The sequence below is a fragment of the Bartonella sp. EBT8 genome, from assembly GCF_055796165.1.
The window spans coordinates 72,765-93,467 of the sequence record NZ_JBTTDJ010000003.1 but is presented as its reverse complement, the minus strand read 5'-3'; the positions used below and the strand labels follow the sequence as shown (position 1 = coordinate 93,467).

The following is a 20,703-nucleotide window of genomic DNA, read 5'->3' as shown; positions in this document are numbered from 1 at the left end:
TTTTTTTGTGTTGTTCGATGTTTGCTGTCATAGGCATCTTTTTTCTATGGAATGAAGATTTTCATCAAAATGCCTTTCTTTTATCGTTGTATATTTTTGCTAAGTTGCGCTTATAAATGCTGTTTGGACTATGGTCTAATTGTCACCTAAGAGAAAATTTATCAAGATCTTCTTTAATGTTGTACTTTATAAGATTTAGAGTGCTAAGTAAATCTTACTCTTTTTTCTGTTGAGTGTAGAGATCTTTGTCATTACCTTTCTCTTTTATGTAAAGCTGTTGATAGATGCATTCGTTTTTTCGGAAAGAAAAATTTATTTCTTCTTCAAATTCAATATATTTATACAAAAGGATCTTCTTTTTTTGTAAATACTTATGCAATTTATGGAGGGATATCATTAGAGCTTGACCCATTGTATCTTTTTAAGTACCGCCATCTTTGTTCATGATAGATCTCTATGTTAGATTGCAAGAGTGCTTTTAGAAGAAAAGCCGATTTTTTGAGAAGCACCTCAAAGATTCGTAAGCAGCATGGCTGTTCATGAGGGCTGTACATATCGCGTTGTTTGTATTTTTGCTTTGCGATATTGTTTTGAAAATAGAGGTAGTGCTGTATAGGATAAAATTGTAATATATGCTTTTTAAATAAGCTTTTTCATATTCTCTCACCTAGAGGTCAGAAGTATTTTCAAAGATATTTTTACGTCGATTAGTTATTGGTTCGAATCACAGGATTTGTGTAACACTGTGAGTGTTGTTGATAAAAGTGGTAGAACCAATTTTATCATAAAAGGGCTTGGGCCGTGCGATGTCTTCTGTTTCACCATGGTACATAACTAACAGAATCCCTTCTAATTGTATAAAATCAATTATCACACAGTCGCTTCCATACTGCCTATTGCAAATATTTTTTGTAAGGTATGGGATATATCTGAACGTTATAGCGTTATCCAGTTTGACTACATGGAGTATAACTATGAAGAATGATGAAAAATTTAAGGTCGATTTATCCAACATTATCGTTAAATGGGAGGCTTTGTCGACGGTGCAGAAGCAAGAGATACTGAAAATAGTAGAAAATTTTACAAATGTTGCTCAGTCAACAGAATATTTAAGGCTTCAATCTTCTTTTTATCTCCAGAGGAAATCAAAGCGATGAGTCTTAGATCTTCATCGGAGATGTTAAAACCAGTTATTACATATATGGCGCTAGTATTTCCGAGTGTGTTAAGAATAGCCATGAGTTTATCTACAGAGGGTCTTTTCCCTCCGTTTATCATTTGTTGTACGTAGTTTTGTCCACAGCCTGCTGCTTTGCTTATTTCAATCATTGTGCGTCCATCACTTTTTATTAATTCAATTAAGCGTTGGAACCAATCTTTTTCAGTCTTTGTCATTTTTAGACCTTTACATATTTACGCTATAGCGTTAATATTGCGTTGCGAATCCAGAGTACATGATACAAGGAGCATAAAAATATCCATGTGTAGCTTTTCGCTTATGAAGGATATCAGGTTGTTTTTTATTAATAAAAAAATGTCCGTATATACTTTCAAATTTGAATCAATAAAAAATTGTTGCTTAGTTTCACTATCGTGACAGAATTTGCGCGTATAACCAGACATGGAAACACACGTGGTATGTTCATGAAATATTATCAATAGTATACTCAGCACCATTATAAATCAAGATATACCCCAACATTGGCATTTGTAAGAAATTTTTGCGGGAGGGTGCTGTGCAGATGTATGGAGCTTTGTGGTCGTAAGGGAAAGGATCATGGCTTTGGAAAGAATGCAAAAAACTCACGGGTACAGGACACTATTTTTCTTTTTATTTTAATAAATGAAGTTACTTTCAAATGGTTTTTCGCATGTGTATGTTGAGAGATTTTGGAAATACCAAAAAAATGATGTTGGTAATTTTATAGAGTATAAAGAGATTATCAATCGTGAAGGAATTTGTTGAGGAGGATATAAAGACAAGTGCGAGATATTTTATAAAAGGTGGATGTGTTTTGGCTAATGATAGCATTGTTTATAATAAACTACATATCTATTCTATTATAATAGCCTGATTTTAGCAGTGTTCATGTGTATGGTAATTCACAGGTTGTGGTAGGCGGTATATGAGGGGATAAGAATTTGCTGTAATAGTAAGGTTAATGGCGGTGCTTGTGTTTATAGGAATGCTTAAGCTTACAACTGTAAAATTTTCAAAGATTCTAAAATTATGTAGGTGCTTTAGTTTGTGGTTATGCAAAGATTTGTAAGGAAGTAAAAGTTTATAGAAATGCAGAGTCTTATGAATATGAAGATTTTTTTCAATTAGATAGCTTTTTCCTGGTATAAAAGAGGATAGCAGGAATGATGTAAGGGAGGAGGTGCCTATTGAGTTTATTGCATCCTTGGAATTTTTTGAAATCAGTGATGTCTTTGCATTTTGTATAAATAAATATGCTGCAAATCATAGGGGTGAGGATATAATTGGGCAGCTTTCATGAGGTTGCTTTATCTTATTTTTTAGCATGTTTTTGTGGAGAGGATAAGGGTACTAAGTGTGATTTATTCCATTTAGTACAGGTGGTTTTTGTATTCTTTTTTAATAAAAAACTAAACGAAACAAATTGCTAAAAATGATTGATTCGATAGTTGTTAAAGGAGATCAAAAGTGAGTGTGAATGCAATTTTATTAGGGGCGGTGATTGTTGTTTTTCTTTTCAGTGGGGGCATGTTTCGATTTGCTTTTTATTATCGCGATCAGGCTAAAGTTCTTAAAGAAGAAGTAAGAAAGCTAAAGCATGAGTTCTTACGGGATTCCATGAAGATGACTGAAGAACGAGATAGGGCAATTAGAGAGCAAAATATGATGATTAAAAGACGGGATCAAGCAATTGAAAGACTAAAAAAACAAATTCAGCAGTACGAGGAAGCTATGCAAAAACACCAAAAAGAGATTACCTTTGAAGAGGGTTAAAAAGATGATGAGAGAGAATGCCAATAGAAAAAGATTAAAAAAAAACTCTTAGGAATTCAGCAGGATAAACATATTCATAATTTGTGTATCACGTGTATTTTATTCAGTCGCTTATGGATGTTAAACATCACATAAAAACCCCCCTCCCTTAAGAAAAAGCAAGGGCTCCTCCTACAGCACGAAATTATTGGACAAGATTTCTAATATAAAAAGCAAAATTTTTATCTTAATATTAAAGAACGTTAGGATTGTAATTCTCTAATAAGGGCTTTATGCGTGATTTCTTTTATCTGTTCAATATTGACCAAGATATCTTGTTTTGTCGGATAACCCTTACTAGAAAAAGCAATTTTTTGTTTGTCTCCTGAGATTAAACGCCAATACCATTGGTTATGAACACCTTGAAATACCTCAAAAAACATGCTTCTCACCTCATAAAATAGCTGTAATTACAAGATAAACATCTAACCAGTATAACTATGAGCACTAAAGTATGTCTCTATAGTGAGTAGTCAATATATTCCTCTTAATTTTTTTAATCTTAGATAAAATCTCTATGAAAGCAACATTCTGTAACAAGAAAATATTTATTGTCAATAAGCTATAAAGAGACACTTTACACTACAAAACCGTTTTTTAAAACTTTAACCATGCTATATTTATAGCTTTTTTGGGAAAAATTTTTTATTGCTACTGGGCAGATATACTCAATTTTTTTCTATAAAAACAAATTTCATACGTTTAATAAAATATCACTAGTATGGAAAAATAAAGAAAACCTCTTTCGTGTTGATAAAGCTTATAATTCTTTTGTTATCCTTTGTGATAAGGATATTTATTGATTAGCTATAATCTCTTTTTGCGACACACTTCGAATGAGTAAATCAATGAACAAGCTAAGGGTATAAGAATTAGCCATTTTTGCTTTCATATCGATCAGCGAGGTTGCTGCTTTTGGGTTAAGGTTATTCGATAAACCTTGTTTTGACAAGTAGTGCTGCAACTTTTCATAAGAGCTATCGATTTTTTCTTGATTTTGTTTTTCATGACGACCACTTTGGGTAAGAATCTCCTCAAGTCCCTCAATTTTTTTTATAAAATAATTCCAATCAAAATCACTTTTAGCATACTCTGTGTCAAACATTTTTCCTTGTCCAGTTAAAAGCCAATTAATATTGACACCGTACAATGTGCGATATGTTTGTAAAACACTAAGATTGGGTTCTCTTTCTCCCCGCTCATAAAAAGCAATGGAATTTTTTGTCATACTAAAACTTTTAGCTAATGCTTCACGTGATGGATCTCCTAGAGCGAGACGTACATAACGCAAACGTTTTCCAAAGATAGTTTTTGATTCAGTTTCAGGACGGGCCACGAATTATCTCCCTCAGTAAATCATCATGGTATAGGTTTTAGCCAATAAAGGCACACTATGTATTAATAACTCTTGATATAATGTCAATATTTATAGTTTTATTTCTCTTTATTTTTTTAAATTTTAGTGGATAGAAAGCAATTTTTGACTTGTTGTATAGCACATTATTTAAAATTGTTATTCATTTTAGAGGTAAAAATAAGCTTACTGATACTTTTCTTGTTTTTTCTGGTGGAAATTTCATATAAATTTGCCGTGTAGATTCTCTCTATCTTTGCGTGAAGGGATATAGTTTAGTTTTTCAATTTGCGTGATAGATGAATTTGAACAAGTAAATTTTGAGGAATGGTCATGGCCCTGTTGGGTTATTTTAGGTGGGCTTTTTTTTTCACAATTGTTGGCGTCTTTATGGGGGGGGTGATTGGTTGGTTCGAAACAGAAAGTTTTATTGGTTTTTTAAAATATTTTTTTATTTGCTGTGTTTTAGGAATTTTAGAAATTTCTTTATCTTTTGATAATTCTATTATCAACGCTCGTGTTCTTGGAAAAATGGACCCATTATGGCGCCGTCGTTTTCTGCTATGGGGTATTTTGGTGGCTGTATTTGGAATGCGGATTGTTTTTCCTTTGCTGGTGGTTGCTGTTGCTGTTGGGATTAATCCAATTGCAGCAGTAAAATTAGCAATATGGGAACCACATCAATATGCCGCAATTTTAACAGATGCTCATGTGGGGATTGCCGCTTTTGGAGGAACTTTCCTGATCATGGTTGGTTTGAGATATTTTTTTGATCCTGAAAAAGAGGTGCATTGGCTTGCTTTTATAGAAAAGCCTGCGCAAAAGTTTGGAGCGCTTGTTGGCGTTGATATTGCAATCGTTTTAGCTTTGATATTGTTCTTTTCAGAACAAATTGTAACAGAAGATAAAATGACTTTTTTACTCGCTAGCCTTTATGGACTTTTGACGTTTATAGCTGTTGAAGCTATTGGTTCGCTTTTGGATGGTCCAAAAGCGGCTTTAGCTACCGTTGTGAAAGGGGGAGCTGGAGCCTTTCTTTATCTAGAGATTCTGGATGCGAGTTTTTCTTTTGATGGCGTTGTTGGTGCTTTTGCTTTTTCACACAACCTTTTTATTATTGCAATTGGTCTTGGTATCGGTGCGTTCTATGTGCGTTCTATGACGATAATGTTAGTCGAATCAGGGATATTGTTGCATTATCGTTATTTGGAGCATGGTGCTTTTTATGCGATCTTGGTGCTTGCAGTGATTATGTATCTGCAAACGATTCTATCGGTTCCTGAAATATTCACAGGACTGGTAGGGGTCTGTATTATTGGAATGGCATTTTATGCTTCTCTTCGTTTCAAGCGTCATACCCTGAATAAGAATGGTCTCTCTGAGTAAATTGAAAATTGTATGCGTTGTTATTGCAAAACGAAGGCATTTTAAGAAGCCATTAACAGTTCTATGCCGGATTCGTTCATCGTTTTCAGCATAGTGTTAAGTGAACCGTTAAGATCAATACCAGCACAGGCATTTAATGAAACACTTACTTTAAAGCCGCACTGTATGGCGTGAAGTGCGGAAAATCCTACACAAAAATCAGTTGCTAAACCACACATAGCTAGATTTGTAAAACCCTGTTCTCTGAGATAAACTTGTAAGCCTGTTGGTGTTTTTTGATCATTTTCAAAAAAGGCAGAATAGCTATCAATTTTTTTATTATAACCTTTTCTAAGGATAAGTTGTGCCTTTTCAACTCTGAGAGATGTATGAAAATCTGATCCGTGTGTTCCTTGTATGCAATGATCGGGCCAAAGTATTTGCGGGCCATAGTCAAGTTCAATGGTATCATAGGGCGCTTTTTGGGGATAGGAAGAAGCAAAGCTGCAATGATTTTTTGGATGCCAGTCTTGGGTTAAAATGACATGATCAAAATGGTTTATGAGATTATTGACCGCGGGTAAAATAGCATCACTTTGTGGTACTGCAAGTGCTCCACTTGGTAAGAAGTCATTTTGAACATCAATAACGATTAAAGCTTTTTTTTCCATAAACATATTCCTGTAAGAGACTTGCTCTTTATGATACCTTTAAGAGGCTCTATTTTAACCTTGAAGTTTTAAAATAGTTTCGTGGATATTGGTATTATTTTTGTAATTATCAAGCCATAAAAGAGGAATGGAAAGATTTCTATAATTCTCTTTATAGCTTTTTACGAATTGCAACCATGACGCAATGGGAAGAGCACTGTGGTCACTAAGTGCCACATGTCGGTGTAAAGCTTTCATGATCATCAAGCTTGGAACATCAGATCCCATAAGGCGACGGTCATTTTGTAAACACAATTTAAGCCACAGCAAAGCAAGGGATGAACTCCATTGTTTTCCATGACATAAAATTGATGAAAAAAGAGAGTCGTTTTTTACTGCATAATCTAAAGCCCATAAAGAAAAAAAAGAGGGGGCATAGAGAATTGGTTTTCTTGGAGGAACACTCTTGCATTGATAAGTCGGTTTAATACGATAAAAATACAGAGTTGTATCTGGTAGAGAAAAGATGGGTGACGTTTGATAGCATGTTTCGGGTACAGCTAAAAAGATTTGTTTTTTATTCTTCAAGGGGACATTTTTTTGCATTCAGAACCGTAGCAGGGCTTGTGAGATTAGAAAAAATGTATCAATATAAAGTGAAAGGCTTTTGATATAACACAAGCGCTTTTTACCGCGCAGTTTGAGAAAAGCAAAGAAATTTTTTCAAAACTCTAACCTTTAATACCGCACAATATAAAGAGAAGTTTATGGCACGTCAATTTATCTATCACATGGCTGAGCTTAATAAAGCTTACGGCAATAAGAAAATTTTAGAAAATGTTCATTTGTCTTTTTATCCAGATGCAAAAATCGGTATTTTAGGACCTAATGGTGCAGGTAAATCAACTATCTTACGAATTATGGCTGGGCTCGATAAGGAATATACGGGAGAGGCATGGCTTTGCGAAGGAGCCCGTTGTGGTTATCTTCCTCAAGAGCCTGTTCTTGATGCAAGCAAAGATGTCCGTGGTAATGTGATGGAAGGGGTGGCAGATAAGCAGGCAATTGTTGAGCGCTATAACACGTTGATGATGAATTATAGCGAAGAAACCGCTGATGAAGGTGCTCGCCTTCAAGATATTATAGACAGTCAGAGTCTTTGGGATTTAGAAAGTCAAGTGGACATGGCTATGGCTGCTCTTGATTGTCCTCCAGCTAATGAAAGTGTGGAAAAACTTTCAGGAGGTGAAAAGCGGCGTGTTGCACTTTGCAAACTCCTTTTGTCAAAACCTGACTTATTACTTTTGGATGAACCAACAAATCATTTGGATGCAGAAACGACCGCTTGGCTTGAAAGGCATTTGCGGGAGTATCCTGGTGCGGTGCTTTTAATTACCCATGATCGTTATTTCCTCGACAATGTAACAGGTTGGATTTTAGAATTAGATCGCGGTAAAGGTATTCCTTATGAGGGAAACTATTCTGCTTATTTGGCAGCAAAAGCTAAACGTTTGGCTCAGGAAGGTCGTGAAGAGGTGGCTCGTCAGCGTGCATTGTCCCGCGAGAAAGAATGGATAGCTTCTAGTCCAAAAGGTCGGCAAGCGAAGTCAAAAGCTCGGATTAAGGCCTATGATGCGTTAGTTCAGGCTGCAAGTGAGCGCCGTCCTGGAGAAGCACAAATCATTATTCCTATTGGTGAAAGATTGGGGCAGACTGTTATTGAAGTTGATAACCTTTCTAAGGCATATGGTGAGCGTGTGTTGATTGATGCGCTTTCTTTTAAACTTCCTGCTGGTGGTATCGTTGGAGTCATTGGTGCTAATGGTATGGGAAAGACCACTTTATTTAGAATGTTGACTGGACAGGAACAGCCAGATTCAGGTCAAATCCGCATCGGTGAAACAGTTCACATGAGTTATGTTGATCAGAGTCGCGATTCGTTGGTGGGTGATAAGACCGTTTGGGAAGAGATTTCTGGCGGAAATGACATCATTACATTAGGAAAATATGAGATGAATAGCCGTGCTTATTGCGGCGCTTTTAATTTCAAGGGTGTAGACCAACAACAAAAGGTGGCGAATTTATCAGGAGGGCAGCGAAATCGCGTACATTTGGCTAAACTTTTAAAGGAGGGTGGCAATGTTCTTCTCCTTGACGAACCGACAAATGATCTTGATACTGAAACATTAGGGGCATTGGAAGATGCATTGGAAAGCTTTGCTGGTTGTGCTGTTATCATATCGCATGACCGTATGTTTCTTGATCGATTGGCAACGCATATTTTGGCCTTTGAAGGCGATGGGCATGTAGAGTGGTTTGAAGGTAATTTTGCTGAATATGAGGCTGATAAAATCCGCCGCCTTGGTATCGACACTCTTAATCAAAGGCGTGGGAATTATAAGCCGCTTACACGTTAGAATTTCTTATCTTTTTCATATTGGTTGAGAAAAGAGTAATGCTGTCTGGTGTTATCTTTATTCTTCAAAAGAAAATGAGTCTGCCATATTGTAAGATTCTTATTCATCACGACTAAGATAGGAATAAAAAACCATAGAATTCTGAAGTTACTTTTCAGGAAGTGCGTTATCGCTTTTGTATGCCAGATGGAAGCGAGAGCATTGCGTGTATCGGTTTGGGTAATCTCTGAAAGCGGTAAACAGCCCAATTTAGGAAGAATATAAAGACGTAAAGTAAAAAACAATCTCTATTCTTACCATCATTTTGAGTTCAGTTTTACGACTTTCAAAAGCATCGAGAGCGCTTCTTTTAAATAATGGAGATTACGCATTGCCTCATATTTTTGTTTCTCACGTTTTTTAATGGGATCACGGACTTCACGAAGAACAGGCCGCCATTGGGTTGCACATTCACGGGCTTGTTTTAAAGAGACGTCTCTTAAAGCACCCAAGCCCATTTCACGACGGCGCCCATGGATGGTATACCGGTAAATCCATTGAGCACTACCATCTTTACGCTTATAAAGGGACAAGCCGGCACCATCATACTATTTGCCAGCTCCCAATGTTGCGATAGCCCTTGCTATTCAGACGATTCATACGAGACATTTTTACTCCTTTCTTTAGAGTTTTTTATCTATACACCAACTCTGCTTGTGATGTGCAAGTAAGTGACTTTAATTGATTCAAAATGAAAAGACTTGAGATAAGAGAATCTTATAATATTGGGGGTTTAGTTCAACATGCAAAACGATGAATTATCATTATAAATTAATATGTTGTCTGATTTTTATGATGGATAGGGGAGTTCCTTACTCATCAGGTTTTAATCGAGATTATATGTTTTCATATGTGTGGATAGTTAAAATATAAGACCTTTTGCTCGTGTTATGGAGGGAGAGTGGGGGCGGCGTTGGTTTTTTAGCAATTAACCTTTTTTATATTATCTATGAACAGAAGTGATGCAACTCTATGCCTTCTGCTTGATTTTCTATTGGTAGGAATAAATACTTATCGGAGCAGTAAGGAGTATTAATGAAAAAACAAGTCAGTTTGGATAGAATGATTATGTTGCTGAAAACCATGGCAGAGACAAGTTGTTTGCGTATTCTTGCACTCTTGTGCCGTGACGATTTAACAGTTTCTGATTTTACTTTTATCCTTGGTCAGTCGCAAGCGCATGTCTCACAGCATTTGCGTTTATTGTGCGAATTACAATTGATTGAGCGTTATCAAAAGGGGGAAGGAACTTATTTTAAGTTTTGTCACAGTTGTTTTGGTAAAGATATTGTGATGGCTGCTCTTGCAGCTTTATCAAAGCATGATGTGATGTTAATAGATGATTTTGAACGTTTGTTGAATGTTCAAAAACAGCGTCGAACAGTGAAGAGACAGTCTTTTTTACAAAATACCCTACAGTGGAATGCATTACGGCTATCATATATTTCAGACCATATTCTAGAAAGCACCTTACTGGAAATCATTGGTGCTAAACCATTTGAAACATTGCTGGGGGTTGGTCCAGATATAGGTTCTGTCTTAACATTGTTTTCAGGTCTTTATACGTGTGCTCTTGAAGGTGCATTGGAGAGTGATGTTTTACGTTTACCTGTTGGAGAAACAACTTTTGATTTGGTTATTCTTTATTGGGCTTTACATTTTCTTGAAAATCCTGAGATAGAACTTCATGAAATAGCACGTGTTTTACGTCCTCATGGGCGTTTGCTGATTGTAGATTTTGTTTGTCATGAAGTTGATTTGCATTCTTCCCATGCTTATAGGCATTTTGGATTTTCAGATTCACAAATAGAGCAATGGCTTAAAAATGCTGGACTTGTTCTAGAGAAAACAGTTTGTTTTCCTCCTGTACAAAATGAAAATCATGAAGGGACTATGGTTAAGCTTTGGCTTGCACGTGATCCGCGTTTACTGGTAGATGATCTCAAAGATAAAAAGGTAGATTTTGCATAATTATATTTGTTAACGTGCTTTATTCTTTGATCATTCTTAGTAAAAAATACGAGAGTGAAATTCTAGGAAATCTTTAAAAAGTTATCGCTTTTTGTATGCACATTGTGTTTTTTGCATTGGATTCTTGATACTTTAATCTGTGGACGTGTAGGGGGACAGTGAAAGGTGTTTTTATAGAGATGAAGCTATGAGGTCAGCCATTTAATATCCATTGATACAGGTTTTGTTTGATAAGTAATATATTGATTTATAAAGAGAGTTCGTCGCGTTTTGTAATTTGAGTAAGAGCTTTGAATATAAGAATATTTTTTTCAAACCTTTTGATCATAATCGCAAAAATGTCTATTTGCATATCGCTAAAGGGATCAGCGTGTGCGTAAGAACTGTTTAAGGAAAGAGGAATAGACCTCTTAAATGCAAAAGTAGCTGCAATATTAAGAATCGGTAGATAGAATCATTGTTGTTGTTTATCTTGTCACTCAGTGTAAAGAGAATGTTTCCCATGGATTTTATTATATTTTTACGGATGGGGTTGAGAGAAATTGAGGGTAAAGAGGTCTCTTTTTAAGCAAGGATATGAATAAGCAGTGTTGTGGTGTGCAACTTTTTGAGGGGAGGAAGTCTGTTAAAGAGTGCGAACAGCAAAAAGAAAATACTGTCTAACTTATTAAAGAGACAAAATATAGCAATTTTCTGATACAGAAATTGCGATTTTATCATTTTGCAAGAGAGGTTAGGAAGGGGAGAAGATAATTTCATGAAGGATTGTTATTCAGAATGTGTTTGAGTTTGTTGTTGGTTATAGAATCTGTAGTCATCTTAAATCCCGAGAGTACATGATTCGGAGCGAATAATCTTCGAAAAAAGCTTAAGTGTTAATTTTTTATATCAACTTAAAAGGGCAACAAGATCCATGATTTCATTGTTGTGCTGAGAGCTTTTCAACGTATGCTTGCTGTGTTTTTATGTTTTTTTATGAGAAAAATTTATATCAATTAAAATTACGATGATCATCGATTCTTATTGAGATCCTGTGAAATAAAATTGCTTCAAATTGGATCATTTTGAGTATTTTTTGCCTTATTTTCTTCATTTTTTGACAATTTATAATTTTTTTATGTTTTTTTGCTTGAAAGATGATAAGAATTTCTTGTTGTTTAAAACGTTTTATTCCATAGCAAAGATATTGCATCAGCTCTTAATAGCTGATGTGAGAGACGATCAGGGAACCTCCTCCCCCCCCCCCCCGCGTGGATCCCTTAGATTGTCGAGCCTGGCTGAGGTTTTCCTCAGTCAGGCTTTTTAGAATTTAAATTTTTGTTGGATATTGTGAGGGGGAGAGAGATAAGCTCTTATTTTATGTGTAAGGGGGGAAATGAAAGCTGCGTGGTGGTGGTGTTATGTTATTTTCAGTGGTAAGAAAATTCTTCTTTACTGGGAATTTAATGAGTGCTGTGGAGTAATATTTTCTTCACGGAGTGTGATGCTTAGGTAAGAGATAATGGGATTTTGCTGGCGTCGTATTGTTTTTTCTTTATTTGTTTTTTTGGCTTTTTTTGTCAGCACTTTTGTCTTTCGTGGTGTTTCTATTCCTCAGCTTTTATTAGATCGCTCTTTTTCTTCTCATCAGGTTAATATTACAGAAGAAGTGCTTTTAGAGCGGTTGGTGGTCTCTTTTCCAGATATTATAATGCAACTCTCTAAGCTAAATCTTAAGCAACAGAAGAAACTGATTGAACAAGTGCGTCGTGATGTTGTTGCTGCTGCTTCTGCAAGTGGTCAGAGTGATGAACAGGCTTCGAAGTTGGGTGAAACTGTTGTTATGGCTTTATCGAAAGCAATGTTGCATCCTTCTGTTGTTGATGCTTATTTTTAGTTCTTTCTTGAGAAGAATTGCATTGGTAACTGGTTTTGAGGGTGTTTTTTGTATTGCCTCTTTACAGAATTATAAAAATAAATAGACGTGATTATTAAATATGGCACGAACATTTGATGTGTTTATGCATATTTATGGATTTCTCATACGTAATATTGTTTTTTGTCGATGAGGTTGTTTTTGATGGATGGCCTGTTTGACATAAGACTTTTTTCTACGGGTGTTTATCAACCAATGGGAAAAGGAGATGATGGTTTCTCTTCCAAGTAGAGTTTTACGCTATCGAGAGCATTTGGTGATGCTGTTTTTATTTCTATTGCTTTTTGCAATTATGAAATTGACCTTAATAAAAGCCTTAATAATCGCAGGTAAAAAATGGTAGAGGTATTTTCAATGTTACTTTCAGATTCCAAAATTTTTGTATACCGTAGATTCTTTTAAAAATTGATAGAGTATATTAGCTTTTTTAGCATGTTAAAATTTTTATTATAGTTTTTTAAGTTTTGATATTTTATGAAATACAGAGAGATATAGTGGATCATTTGAATGATGTTTTTCTTTTGTAAGAATTTATCTTGAAATTGTCTTAATATTTCCATTTTAACGCCGTTCTCTAGCTTTCTTTCTCTGTAGAATGCAATGGTAAAGCCATTGTGGCTAGGATTTAAAAATGTTTTGATGAAGAGAAAGAACATGCAATTTTTGAAAATCATTTTAAATACAGCGTTTGCTGTATTTTTTGTGTTTGATATAAGTTTAGCTCATATTGTCTTGAATGTTGCAAGCTCAAAAGAAGGCTTGGTGACGACCACTTCTAAGGTGTCTGCTCGCCCTTATGAATCTCTTATTCAGAGATTTGCAAATAAGTATAATGTTCCTGTTAATTTAGCACATGCTGTTGTAAGGGTTGAAAGTAATTATAAAGCACGTATAAAGGGGGCAGCTGGCGAAATAGGCTTGATGCAAATTAAACCCTCTACTGCACGAGGGTTGGGTTTTAATGGTTCTGTGCAAGATCTTTACGATCCTGCCACCAATCTTGAATATGGTATACGTTATTTGGCGCGGGCATATACACTCAGTGGTGGAAATACTTGTGGTACGATTCTTAAATATAATGCAGGTCATGCTGCAAAAAAAATGAATTCTATTTCAGCGAAATATTGCTCAAAAGTAAAAACTTATTTGGCTTCATTAAAATGAAAATGAACTTGAATATGGTGTGTTTGCTATAAAATATCTTGAGGATGGTATTTTCACATCATGAAAAATGTTTTATAGGTGATATGTCAGTCGGCTGGGCAGCCGCGCTTGTCTTATGCCTAAGGGTGGCAGGTGAGGAAAGTCCGGGCTCCACGGAAAGACGGTGCCGGGTAACACCCGGCGGGGGCGACCCTAGGGAAAGTGCCACAGAAAGCAAACCGCCTATTTTTATAGGTAAGGGTGAAAGGGTGGGGTAAGAGCCCACCGCGCATTCAGTAATGAATGTGGCAAGGTAAACCCCACCGGGAGCAAGACCGAATAGAAATGACGCGCAAGACTTAACTTGCAGCCGGTTTCCGGGCGAGTCATTCGGGTAGGTTGCACGAGGCGGATGGTAACATCCGTCCCAGATGAATGGTTGCCATGGAGAGTGTAAGCTTTACCATACAGAACCCGGCTTATAGGCCGACTGATATTTTTTGTTAAACACTCTTTAATAGAGTGAATATTACAAACAATTGATATTGCTATGGGATATTGTATATGAGCTCTTTCTTGGGAGGGTGCATTTTTGAAGTGTACACTCAAAGGAAAAGTATCTTTATACAATTATAATATTTCTTTAAGTATAATGCCTTAGAATGCACATCTGGTTAGCTTTAATTCTCATCGTGATAGATATGAGAGTTAGGGTTTTGGTTATTTTGATACCGGTTGCCATGAACGATTATCGATTTGAAAAAGCATAAATCAAGACGGATTATTTTGACAGAGCAGGGTAATAAAACTGAACGCCATATTCCAGTGTTATTACAGCCAGTTTTGGCTGGGCTTATGCCATTGGTTGGAGCAAGAGTGATTGATGGTACTTTTGGTGCTGGTGGTTATACGCGCGCGTTGTTAAATGCAGGTGCACAGGTTATTGCTCTTGACCGTGATCCTCATGCTATTGCCCAAGGACAATCTCTTGTTGATGAATTTTTTCCACGGCTTCGTTTGGTGCACATGGAGTTTTCTCAGTTGGATCGTGTCGTTGAAGAAAAGGTGGATGCTGTTATTTTGGATATTGGTGTCTCTTCAATGCAACTTGATGAAGCAGAAAGGGGGTTTTCTTTTCAAAAAGATGGCCCATTAGATATGCGAATGGCTCAGACTGGTTTTACCGCTGCCGATGTTGTGAATCGTTTAAAAGGTGATGATTTAGCGCTAATCTTTAAAAGATTAGGAGAAGAACGCTATGCGGGTCGAATTGCACGGATGATTGAAAAGCGTCGCAATGTTCGGCCCTTTTTACGGACAGGGGACCTTGCACATACCATAGAGGCGTTGATTGGCCGTAAAAGCGGAGATCGCATTCATCCTGCAACGCGTGTTTTTCAAGCTCTTCGTCTTTATGTTAACGATGAAATTGGTGAACTTGCACGTGCCTTATTTGCTGCGGAACACGTTTTAAAACCAGGAGGTCGTTTGGGTGTTGTGAGTTTTCATTCTCTTGAAGATCGGATGGTCAAAAGATTTTTTTCTGCTCGTTCAGGAGAGCGTATGCGATCGCGTTATCTTCCTGAAATAGAGACGCCTCCAGCAACATTTTTTCCTTTGTTTAAAGGAGGAGTAACAGCAAATGAAGAGGAGTTGCAGAAAAATCCTCGTGCCCGTTCTGCGCGATTACGTATTGGTATCCGCACCAAGGCTGATAGTCTTGCTGTAGATATGAATTTATTTGGTATGGCAGAGATTGCTCGTTTTGAAGGCGGTAATACATGACAGTTTTTCGTACATTTGATATGATTTTAGTGATGATTATGATTTGTATGGCAGGTCTTACTTATAAGGTGAAATATGATGTTCAAAAACGGATGAGTGAAATCCGTCGTCTTGAACATGAAATTGTTGCAGCAAAAAATACAGTGAGTTTACTTCATGCTGAGTGGGCTGTGATGATAGAGCCCACACGCATGGAAAAACTTGCGAAGCGTTATCAAAAAGAGCTTGGATTAGAGATGATACAGCCTCGTCAAATCGTAGAGTTTAAGGATATTCCAGTCCGTGTTCATGATCAAATTGAGGAAGTGATTAAACAAAATCTCTTGGAGGAAGAGAAAGGTATTTTAGCAAATAATCGTCCTTTATCGGTGAATAACGGTGTTCAAGAAGGCGTGCGGTGATGAAATCGACCTTTCTATTTACGCAGAAAAGAAAATGTTTAAAGACACCTTTAGATGATCATAACTTTCCGGTTCGTCGTTCCTATTCTAGTCGTCCACGCTTGCTTTTTTCTTTGCTCTGTTTTGCTCTTTTATATGGCGTTATGGGGGGGTACCTTATTTCTTATGGTCTGGAAGGTGGGCAGATTGAAGAGGCAAAAGGACCAAATGTCCTTCAATTGACGGCACGTCCTGATATTATTGATCGGAATAACCGTTTGCTAGCAACGGATATTAAAACTTATTCGCTTTTTGCTGAACCACGACGTATTATTGATGTGGATGAAACAATTGAATTGCTCTCAACCGTTTTGCCCAATCTTAATTGGCAGGAAACTTATAAACGTCTCAAAAAAAAATCTAGTTTTTCTTGGATTCAACGCGGATTAACACCAACACAAAAGACGAAAATTATGGCTCTTGGTATTCCTGGGGTTGGTTTTCGTACTGAAATTCGTCGTTTTTATCCAAGTGGATCGGTGGTTTCGCATATTCTCGGCATGGTTAATGTTGATAATCAAGGCATAGCGGGGATGGAAAAATATATTGATGACGCTGGTTTGAGTGCTCTGCGTGCTGCTGGTCTTGCAACGGAAGAATCATTAAAACCAGTTCAGCTTTCGATTGATGTGCGTGTTCAGAGTATTGTGCATGATGAACTTATGAAGGCAATGAAACGTTATAAAGCGCTTGCTGCTGGAGCTGTTATTTTAAATATCCATACTGGTGAAGTTTTGGCTTTGGCATCACTACCAGATTTTGATCCTGGAAAACCGGTTGAAGCTCTAAAAAGTGAACGCCTTAATCGGATGAGTGCGGGGACTTTTGAAATGGGATCTATCATTAAAAGTTTTACGACCGCCATGGCTCTCGATTCAGGTCTTTTTCATTTAAATAGTGTTATTGATGCTTCACGGCCTATGCAAGCAGGGAAGAATTATTTTATTCGTGATTTTCATGGAAAAAATCGCCCTTTAGCACTTTGGGAAGTTTTTATTTATTCCTCTAATATTGGTTCTGCTAAGGAGGCATTGGCGGTAGGGATTGATGGACATCGTAATTTTTTGAAACGACTTGGTTTACTAGATCGATTGACAACAGAATTGCCTGAAGTCGCACATCCTGTTGTTCCACGGCATTGGAAGGATATCCATTCTATGACAATTGCTTTTGGACACGGAATGGCAACAACGCCTTTGCAAACAGCAGTGGGTGCTGCTGCTTTAATGAATGATGGTTGGTTAATTGAACCTACCTTTTTGAAACGCACAAAAACAGAAACTTTGAAATATGCAAAACAAGTTTTAAATCCCAAAACGAGTCAAAATATGCGTTATCTTTATAAGTTAAACAGCGATATTGGTTCTGGGCGTAATGCAAAAGTAGAAGGTTATCGGATTGGCGGGAAAACAGGAACAGCCGAAAAAGTTGAAAATGGAAAATATTCTAAAACAAAAAATTTCAATAGTTTTCTTGCTGCTTTTCCTATTGAGAATCCTGCTTATGTTGTTTTGACAATTATCGATGAGCCTCAGCCTGAAGAGGGACAGCGTTCAGCAACAGCAGCAATGAATGCAGGGCCGATGCTTGCTAATATTATTCGCCGTTCAGCAAGTTTTTTGGGAATAAAACCAGATTTTGAAAAAGAGTACGAACCACTTTTAAGTACAAAGAAGAGTTTGAGATTCGTTAAACAACAATAAAATGAATATAAAGGTACGGTATCATGTTGTTTGGAACAGTTTTTACAGAATGTATTGAAGATGAGAACTTTTCTTCAATGGAAATAACAGGAATAAGTGCAGATTCTCGGCAAGTTTTGCCAGGCTATGTTTTTGTAGTTGTTCAAGGAAAGCAAGGTGATGGCAGACACTATATTCATGATGCCATAAAACGTGGTGCACGAGCAATCGTTACAGATTGTGATATTATGCTTGAGGATTCATCTGTTCCCATTTTACATATTTGTGATGTTCGTCATAGTTTAGCAATGGCAGCTGCACGTTTTTATGGTTCTCAACCTGAAACTGTCGTTGCTGTGACAGGGACGAGTGGTAAAACATCTGTTGTCTCTTTTGTTAGGCAAATTTGGACTCATGTGGGATTTTGTGCTGCTAGTATAGGGACTGTAGGGGTTATTACTCCTCACCGAAATGATTCTGGTTCTCTCACAACGCCTGATCCAGTAGTCTTGCAGCGCCTCCTTTATGAAATTTCCAATGAAGGTGTTACACATCTAGCCCTTGAAGCATCTTCGCATGGGCTTGATCAATGTCGGCTTGACGGGGTACATTTAGCGGCTGGTGCCTTTACCAATTTAGGGCGTGATCATATGGATTATCATCCGTGCGTAGAGGATTATTTACGTGCTAAAATGAGGTTGTTTGATAAGCTGCTACCGCAAGATGCACCTGCTCTGATTTTTGCAGATGATGTTTATTCGCAAGAGGTTATTGATCATGTTAGACAAGCACGCCGCCGTGTCTTAACAATTGGACGGAAAGGACAATTTATCACACTTAATCGTGTTGAACATCAACGTTCGAAACAGCGTGTTGAATGTCGTGTGGAAAATAATATTTATACATTTGATTTGCCTTTAGCTGGAGATTTTCAGGTGATAAATGCGCTTATGGCAGCCGGCCTAGCAATTGCAACAGGTGTTTCTCCTGATAGGGTTTTTCGTTCCCTTGAAACCTTGCAGGGAGCCCCTGGGCGATTGGAATTGGTTGGAAAGACGGAAAATAATGCGCCTGTTTATATAGATTATGCACATAAACCAGAAGCTTTAGAGCAGGTATTGCTTTCTGTTCGCCCCTTTACGCAAGGACGTTTAATCCTTGTTTTTGGTTGTGGAGGCGATCGTGATCAAGGAAAAAGACCTTTGATGGGAAAAATTGCAGAAAATAAGGCTGATATTGTTATTGTAACAGATGATAATCCACGCACGGAAATGCCAGAAAAAATCCGTAAGGATATTTTACAAGCTGTTCCAAAAGCAATGGAAATAGCAGATCGTGGTGAAGCTATTGCTTATGCGGTTGGGCTTCTGAAAGCAGGAGATACATTAATTATTGCTGGAAAGGGACATGAGAATGGCCAGATTATAGGGCAAAAAATATATCCTTTTTCAGATCGTCTAAAAGCGATTGATGCTTTGCAGGGGCGCAATAAATGAGAGCTTTATGGGATAAACAAGCGCTTGTTACTGCAATTGATGGTGTCGTCGTTGGATGTTTACCAGAAACTTTTTCTGGGATTTCTATTGATAGTCGTACGCTTGTAAAAGGTGATATTTTTTTCTGTATTAAAGGGCATCGTCTTGATGGACATGATTTTGCTGTACAAGCTTATGAAAGAGGTGCAGGTGTTCTTATTGTTGCGCAAGATCGTTTGGCTGACATAAAAAAAATATCCGCACCACTGATTGTTGTTCCTGATGTTTTGCAAGCCTTAGGAAAACTTGCACAAGCTGCGCGTAGACGCTCAAAGGCTAAGATTATAGCGGTAACAGGTTCTGTCGGAAAAACAACGACAAAAGAAATTTTGAAACAAGTGCTTACAACTGTTGGAAAGGTTCATGCTAATTCCGCTTCTTTGAATAATCACTGGGGGGTGCCGCTTACTTTGGCACAAATGCCTGCGGAATGTGATTATGGTATCTTTGAAATTGGTATGAATCATAAAGATGAAATTCGCCCTTTGGCTAAGTTGGTTCATCCGCATATTGTTCTCATTACGCATATTTCTGCGGCACATCTTGGGTTCTTCAAAAGCCTTGAGGAGATAGCAGATGCAAAAGCTGAAATTTTTGAAGGGATGGATGAGGAGGGTATTGCTGTTTTAAATGCCGATAATGATTTTTTCTCCTATCTAGCTCAAAAAGCAAAGCAATGGGGTATAAAAAAGGTCTTAAGCTTTGGTGAAGCTAAAAATTGCGATTATCAAGCAAGCGATATCCGTCTTTTAACAGATCTTTCCTCTATGACTGTTCGCATTTCTGGCCAAGAGAAGATAATTGAAATTGGCGCTCCGGGACGACATATTATGCAAAACAGCTTAGGCGTTATTGCTGTTTGTGATGCCATTGGTGTTGATTTAGAACGTATTTTGCTTTCTTTGAGATGTTTTTCTCTTCAAGAGGGGCGTGGTGTTCGTTATCGACTCTCTTTACCAAATGGAGGCGAATTTCATTTAATTGATGAAAGCTATAATGCAAATCCTGCTTCTATGCGTGCGGCTCTTGATCTGCTTGCTACAGGGCCAGTAGGGTCATGTGGTAGGAGAATTGCTATTTTGGGTGATATGTTGGAGTTAGGAGCTTATAGTGAAAAACTCCATCGTGATTTAGTACAGCCTGTGTATCGTTCTGGTGCTCATCTGGTTTTTTTATTTGGTGAAGCAATGAAGTTTTTAGCTACTGATCTGAGCGCATCTGTTAAGGTTCATTATGCTGAAAGTATTGAAAAAATTTTACCGCTTATTTTGGCAGAAATTTCTAATGGAGATCTGCTTATGATTAAATCATCCCGTAGTCTTTATTCCTCAGATATTGTGGCTGCATTGCTTTATCGCTATAAGGTGGTCTCGCTATAATTTAATAGGTTTTTT

Annotated in this window: 17 protein-coding genes, 1 other RNA gene and 1 pseudogene; 13 read left to right on the top strand and 6 right to left on the bottom strand. The window is 37.2% G+C overall.

The window, feature by feature from the left end:
* The first annotated feature begins 974 nt into the window (after positions 1–974).
* Positions 975–1,157: a hypothetical protein gene (locus AC0QT4_RS03300; RefSeq protein ID WP_473200302.1), complete on the top strand. Its 183-nt coding sequence runs from the start codon at positions 975–977 to the stop codon at positions 1,155–1,157.
* Here the strand turns inward: AC0QT4_RS03300 and AC0QT4_RS03295 are convergent.
* Positions 1,081–1,395, bottom strand: a complete 315-nt coding sequence (locus AC0QT4_RS03295) for a helix-turn-helix domain-containing protein (RefSeq protein WP_473200301.1) — start codon at positions 1,393–1,395, stop codon at positions 1,081–1,083. The genes AC0QT4_RS03300 and AC0QT4_RS03295 overlap by 77 nt on opposite strands.
* A 1,273-nt stretch (positions 1,396–2,668) precedes the next feature.
* Between AC0QT4_RS03295 and AC0QT4_RS03290 the strand changes: the two genes are divergently transcribed.
* A complete protein-coding gene (locus tag AC0QT4_RS03290) occupies positions 2,669–2,974 on the top strand; it encodes a hypothetical protein (protein ID WP_473200300.1) in 306 nt (101 codons plus the stop codon).
* 242 nt (positions 2,975–3,216) lie between these two features.
* Here AC0QT4_RS03290 and AC0QT4_RS03285 read toward each other — a convergent pair whose 3' ends face one another.
* Positions 3,217–3,396 (bottom strand): YegP family protein, encoded by a 180-nt coding sequence (locus AC0QT4_RS03285; protein ID WP_241437352.1) that lies wholly within the window; start codon positions 3,394–3,396, stop codon positions 3,217–3,219.
* A 413-nt stretch (positions 3,397–3,809) separates the two neighbouring features.
* Positions 3,810–4,349, bottom strand: a complete 540-nt coding sequence (locus AC0QT4_RS03280; RefSeq protein ID WP_473200299.1) for a helix-turn-helix domain-containing protein — start codon at positions 4,347–4,349, stop codon at positions 3,810–3,812.
* A gap of 351 nt (positions 4,350–4,700) precedes the next feature.
* On the opposite strand from AC0QT4_RS03280, the gene AC0QT4_RS03275 reads away from it, so the two are divergent.
* Positions 4,701–5,753 (top strand): DUF475 domain-containing protein, encoded by a 1,053-nt coding sequence (locus AC0QT4_RS03275; protein ID WP_473200298.1) that lies wholly within the window; start codon positions 4,701–4,703, stop codon positions 5,751–5,753.
* 41 nt (positions 5,754–5,794) lie between these two features.
* Here the strand turns inward: AC0QT4_RS03275 and pncA are convergent, their stop codons facing one another.
* Positions 5,795–6,403 (bottom strand): bifunctional nicotinamidase/pyrazinamidase, encoded by a 609-nt coding sequence (gene pncA / locus AC0QT4_RS03270; protein ID WP_473200297.1) that lies wholly within the window; start codon positions 6,401–6,403, stop codon positions 5,795–5,797.
* A 54-nt stretch (positions 6,404–6,457) separates the two neighbouring features.
* Positions 6,458–6,988 (bottom strand): hypothetical protein, encoded by a 531-nt coding sequence (locus AC0QT4_RS03265; RefSeq protein WP_473200296.1) that lies wholly within the window; start codon positions 6,986–6,988, stop codon positions 6,458–6,460.
* Between the two features lie 161 nt (positions 6,989–7,149).
* Here AC0QT4_RS03265 and ettA point away from each other — a divergent pair, with 161 nt between their 5' ends.
* The gene (gene ettA, locus AC0QT4_RS03260; protein ID WP_473200295.1) at positions 7,150–8,799 is read left to right on the top strand and encodes an energy-dependent translational throttle protein EttA; all 1,650 of its coding nucleotides are present in this window, start codon (positions 7,150–7,152) and stop codon (positions 8,797–8,799) included.
* A 164-nt stretch (positions 8,800–8,963) separates the two neighbouring features.
* On the opposite strand, the pseudogene AC0QT4_RS03255 reads toward ettA, so the two are convergent.
* Positions 8,964–9,447 (bottom strand): annotated as a pseudogene (locus AC0QT4_RS03255) (integrase arm-type DNA-binding domain-containing protein); the annotation flags it as partial.
* Positions 9,448–9,873: 426 nt separating this feature from the next.
* Between AC0QT4_RS03255 and AC0QT4_RS03250 the strand changes: the two are divergent.
* The 9 genes from AC0QT4_RS03250 (at position 9,874) to AC0QT4_RS03210 (ending at position 20,688) form a co-directional block, all read left to right on the top strand.
* Positions 9,874–10,809 carry an ArsR/SmtB family transcription factor gene (locus AC0QT4_RS03250; protein ID WP_473200294.1) on the top strand — a complete coding sequence of 312 codons (936 nt, stop codon included), beginning with the start codon at positions 9,874–9,876 and terminating at the stop codon, positions 10,807–10,809.
* 1,501 nt (positions 10,810–12,310) lie between these two features.
* On the top strand, positions 12,311–12,685 hold the full coding sequence (locus AC0QT4_RS03245; RefSeq protein WP_473200293.1) for a hypothetical protein: 375 nt from the start codon (positions 12,311–12,313) through the stop codon (positions 12,683–12,685).
* 693 nt (positions 12,686–13,378) lie between these two features.
* A complete protein-coding gene (locus AC0QT4_RS03240; RefSeq protein ID WP_473200292.1) occupies positions 13,379–13,888 on the top strand; it encodes a lytic transglycosylase domain-containing protein in 510 nt (169 codons plus the stop codon).
* 86 nt (positions 13,889–13,974) lie between these two features.
* Positions 13,975–14,365: RNase P RNA component class A (gene rnpB / locus AC0QT4_RS03235), an RNA gene on the top strand.
* 288 nt (positions 14,366–14,653) lie between these two features.
* Complete coding sequence (gene rsmH / locus AC0QT4_RS03230) at positions 14,654–15,652, top strand: 16S rRNA (cytosine(1402)-N(4))-methyltransferase RsmH (protein ID WP_473200398.1); 999 nt, start codon at positions 14,654–14,656, stop codon at positions 15,650–15,652.
* Positions 15,649–16,053 carry a cell division protein FtsL gene (gene ftsL, locus AC0QT4_RS03225; protein ID WP_473200291.1) on the top strand — a complete coding sequence of 135 codons (405 nt, stop codon included), beginning with the start codon at positions 15,649–15,651 and terminating at the stop codon, positions 16,051–16,053. The genes rsmH and ftsL overlap by 4 nt, the downstream gene beginning before the upstream one ends.
* Positions 16,053–17,795 (top strand): peptidoglycan D,D-transpeptidase FtsI family protein, encoded by a 1,743-nt coding sequence (locus AC0QT4_RS03220; RefSeq protein WP_473200290.1) that lies wholly within the window; start codon positions 16,053–16,055, stop codon positions 17,793–17,795. The genes ftsL and AC0QT4_RS03220 overlap by 1 nt, the downstream gene beginning before the upstream one ends.
* Before the next feature lie 23 nt (positions 17,796–17,818).
* Positions 17,819–19,270: a UDP-N-acetylmuramoyl-L-alanyl-D-glutamate--2,6-diaminopimelate ligase gene (locus AC0QT4_RS03215; protein ID WP_473200289.1), complete on the top strand. Its 1,452-nt coding sequence runs from the start codon at positions 17,819–17,821 to the stop codon at positions 19,268–19,270.
* Positions 19,267–20,688: a UDP-N-acetylmuramoyl-tripeptide--D-alanyl-D-alanine ligase gene (locus tag AC0QT4_RS03210; protein WP_473200288.1), complete on the top strand. Its 1,422-nt coding sequence runs from the start codon at positions 19,267–19,269 to the stop codon at positions 20,686–20,688. Before AC0QT4_RS03215 ends, AC0QT4_RS03210 begins: the two co-directional genes overlap by 4 nt.
* Positions 20,689–20,703 lie beyond the last annotated feature (15 nt).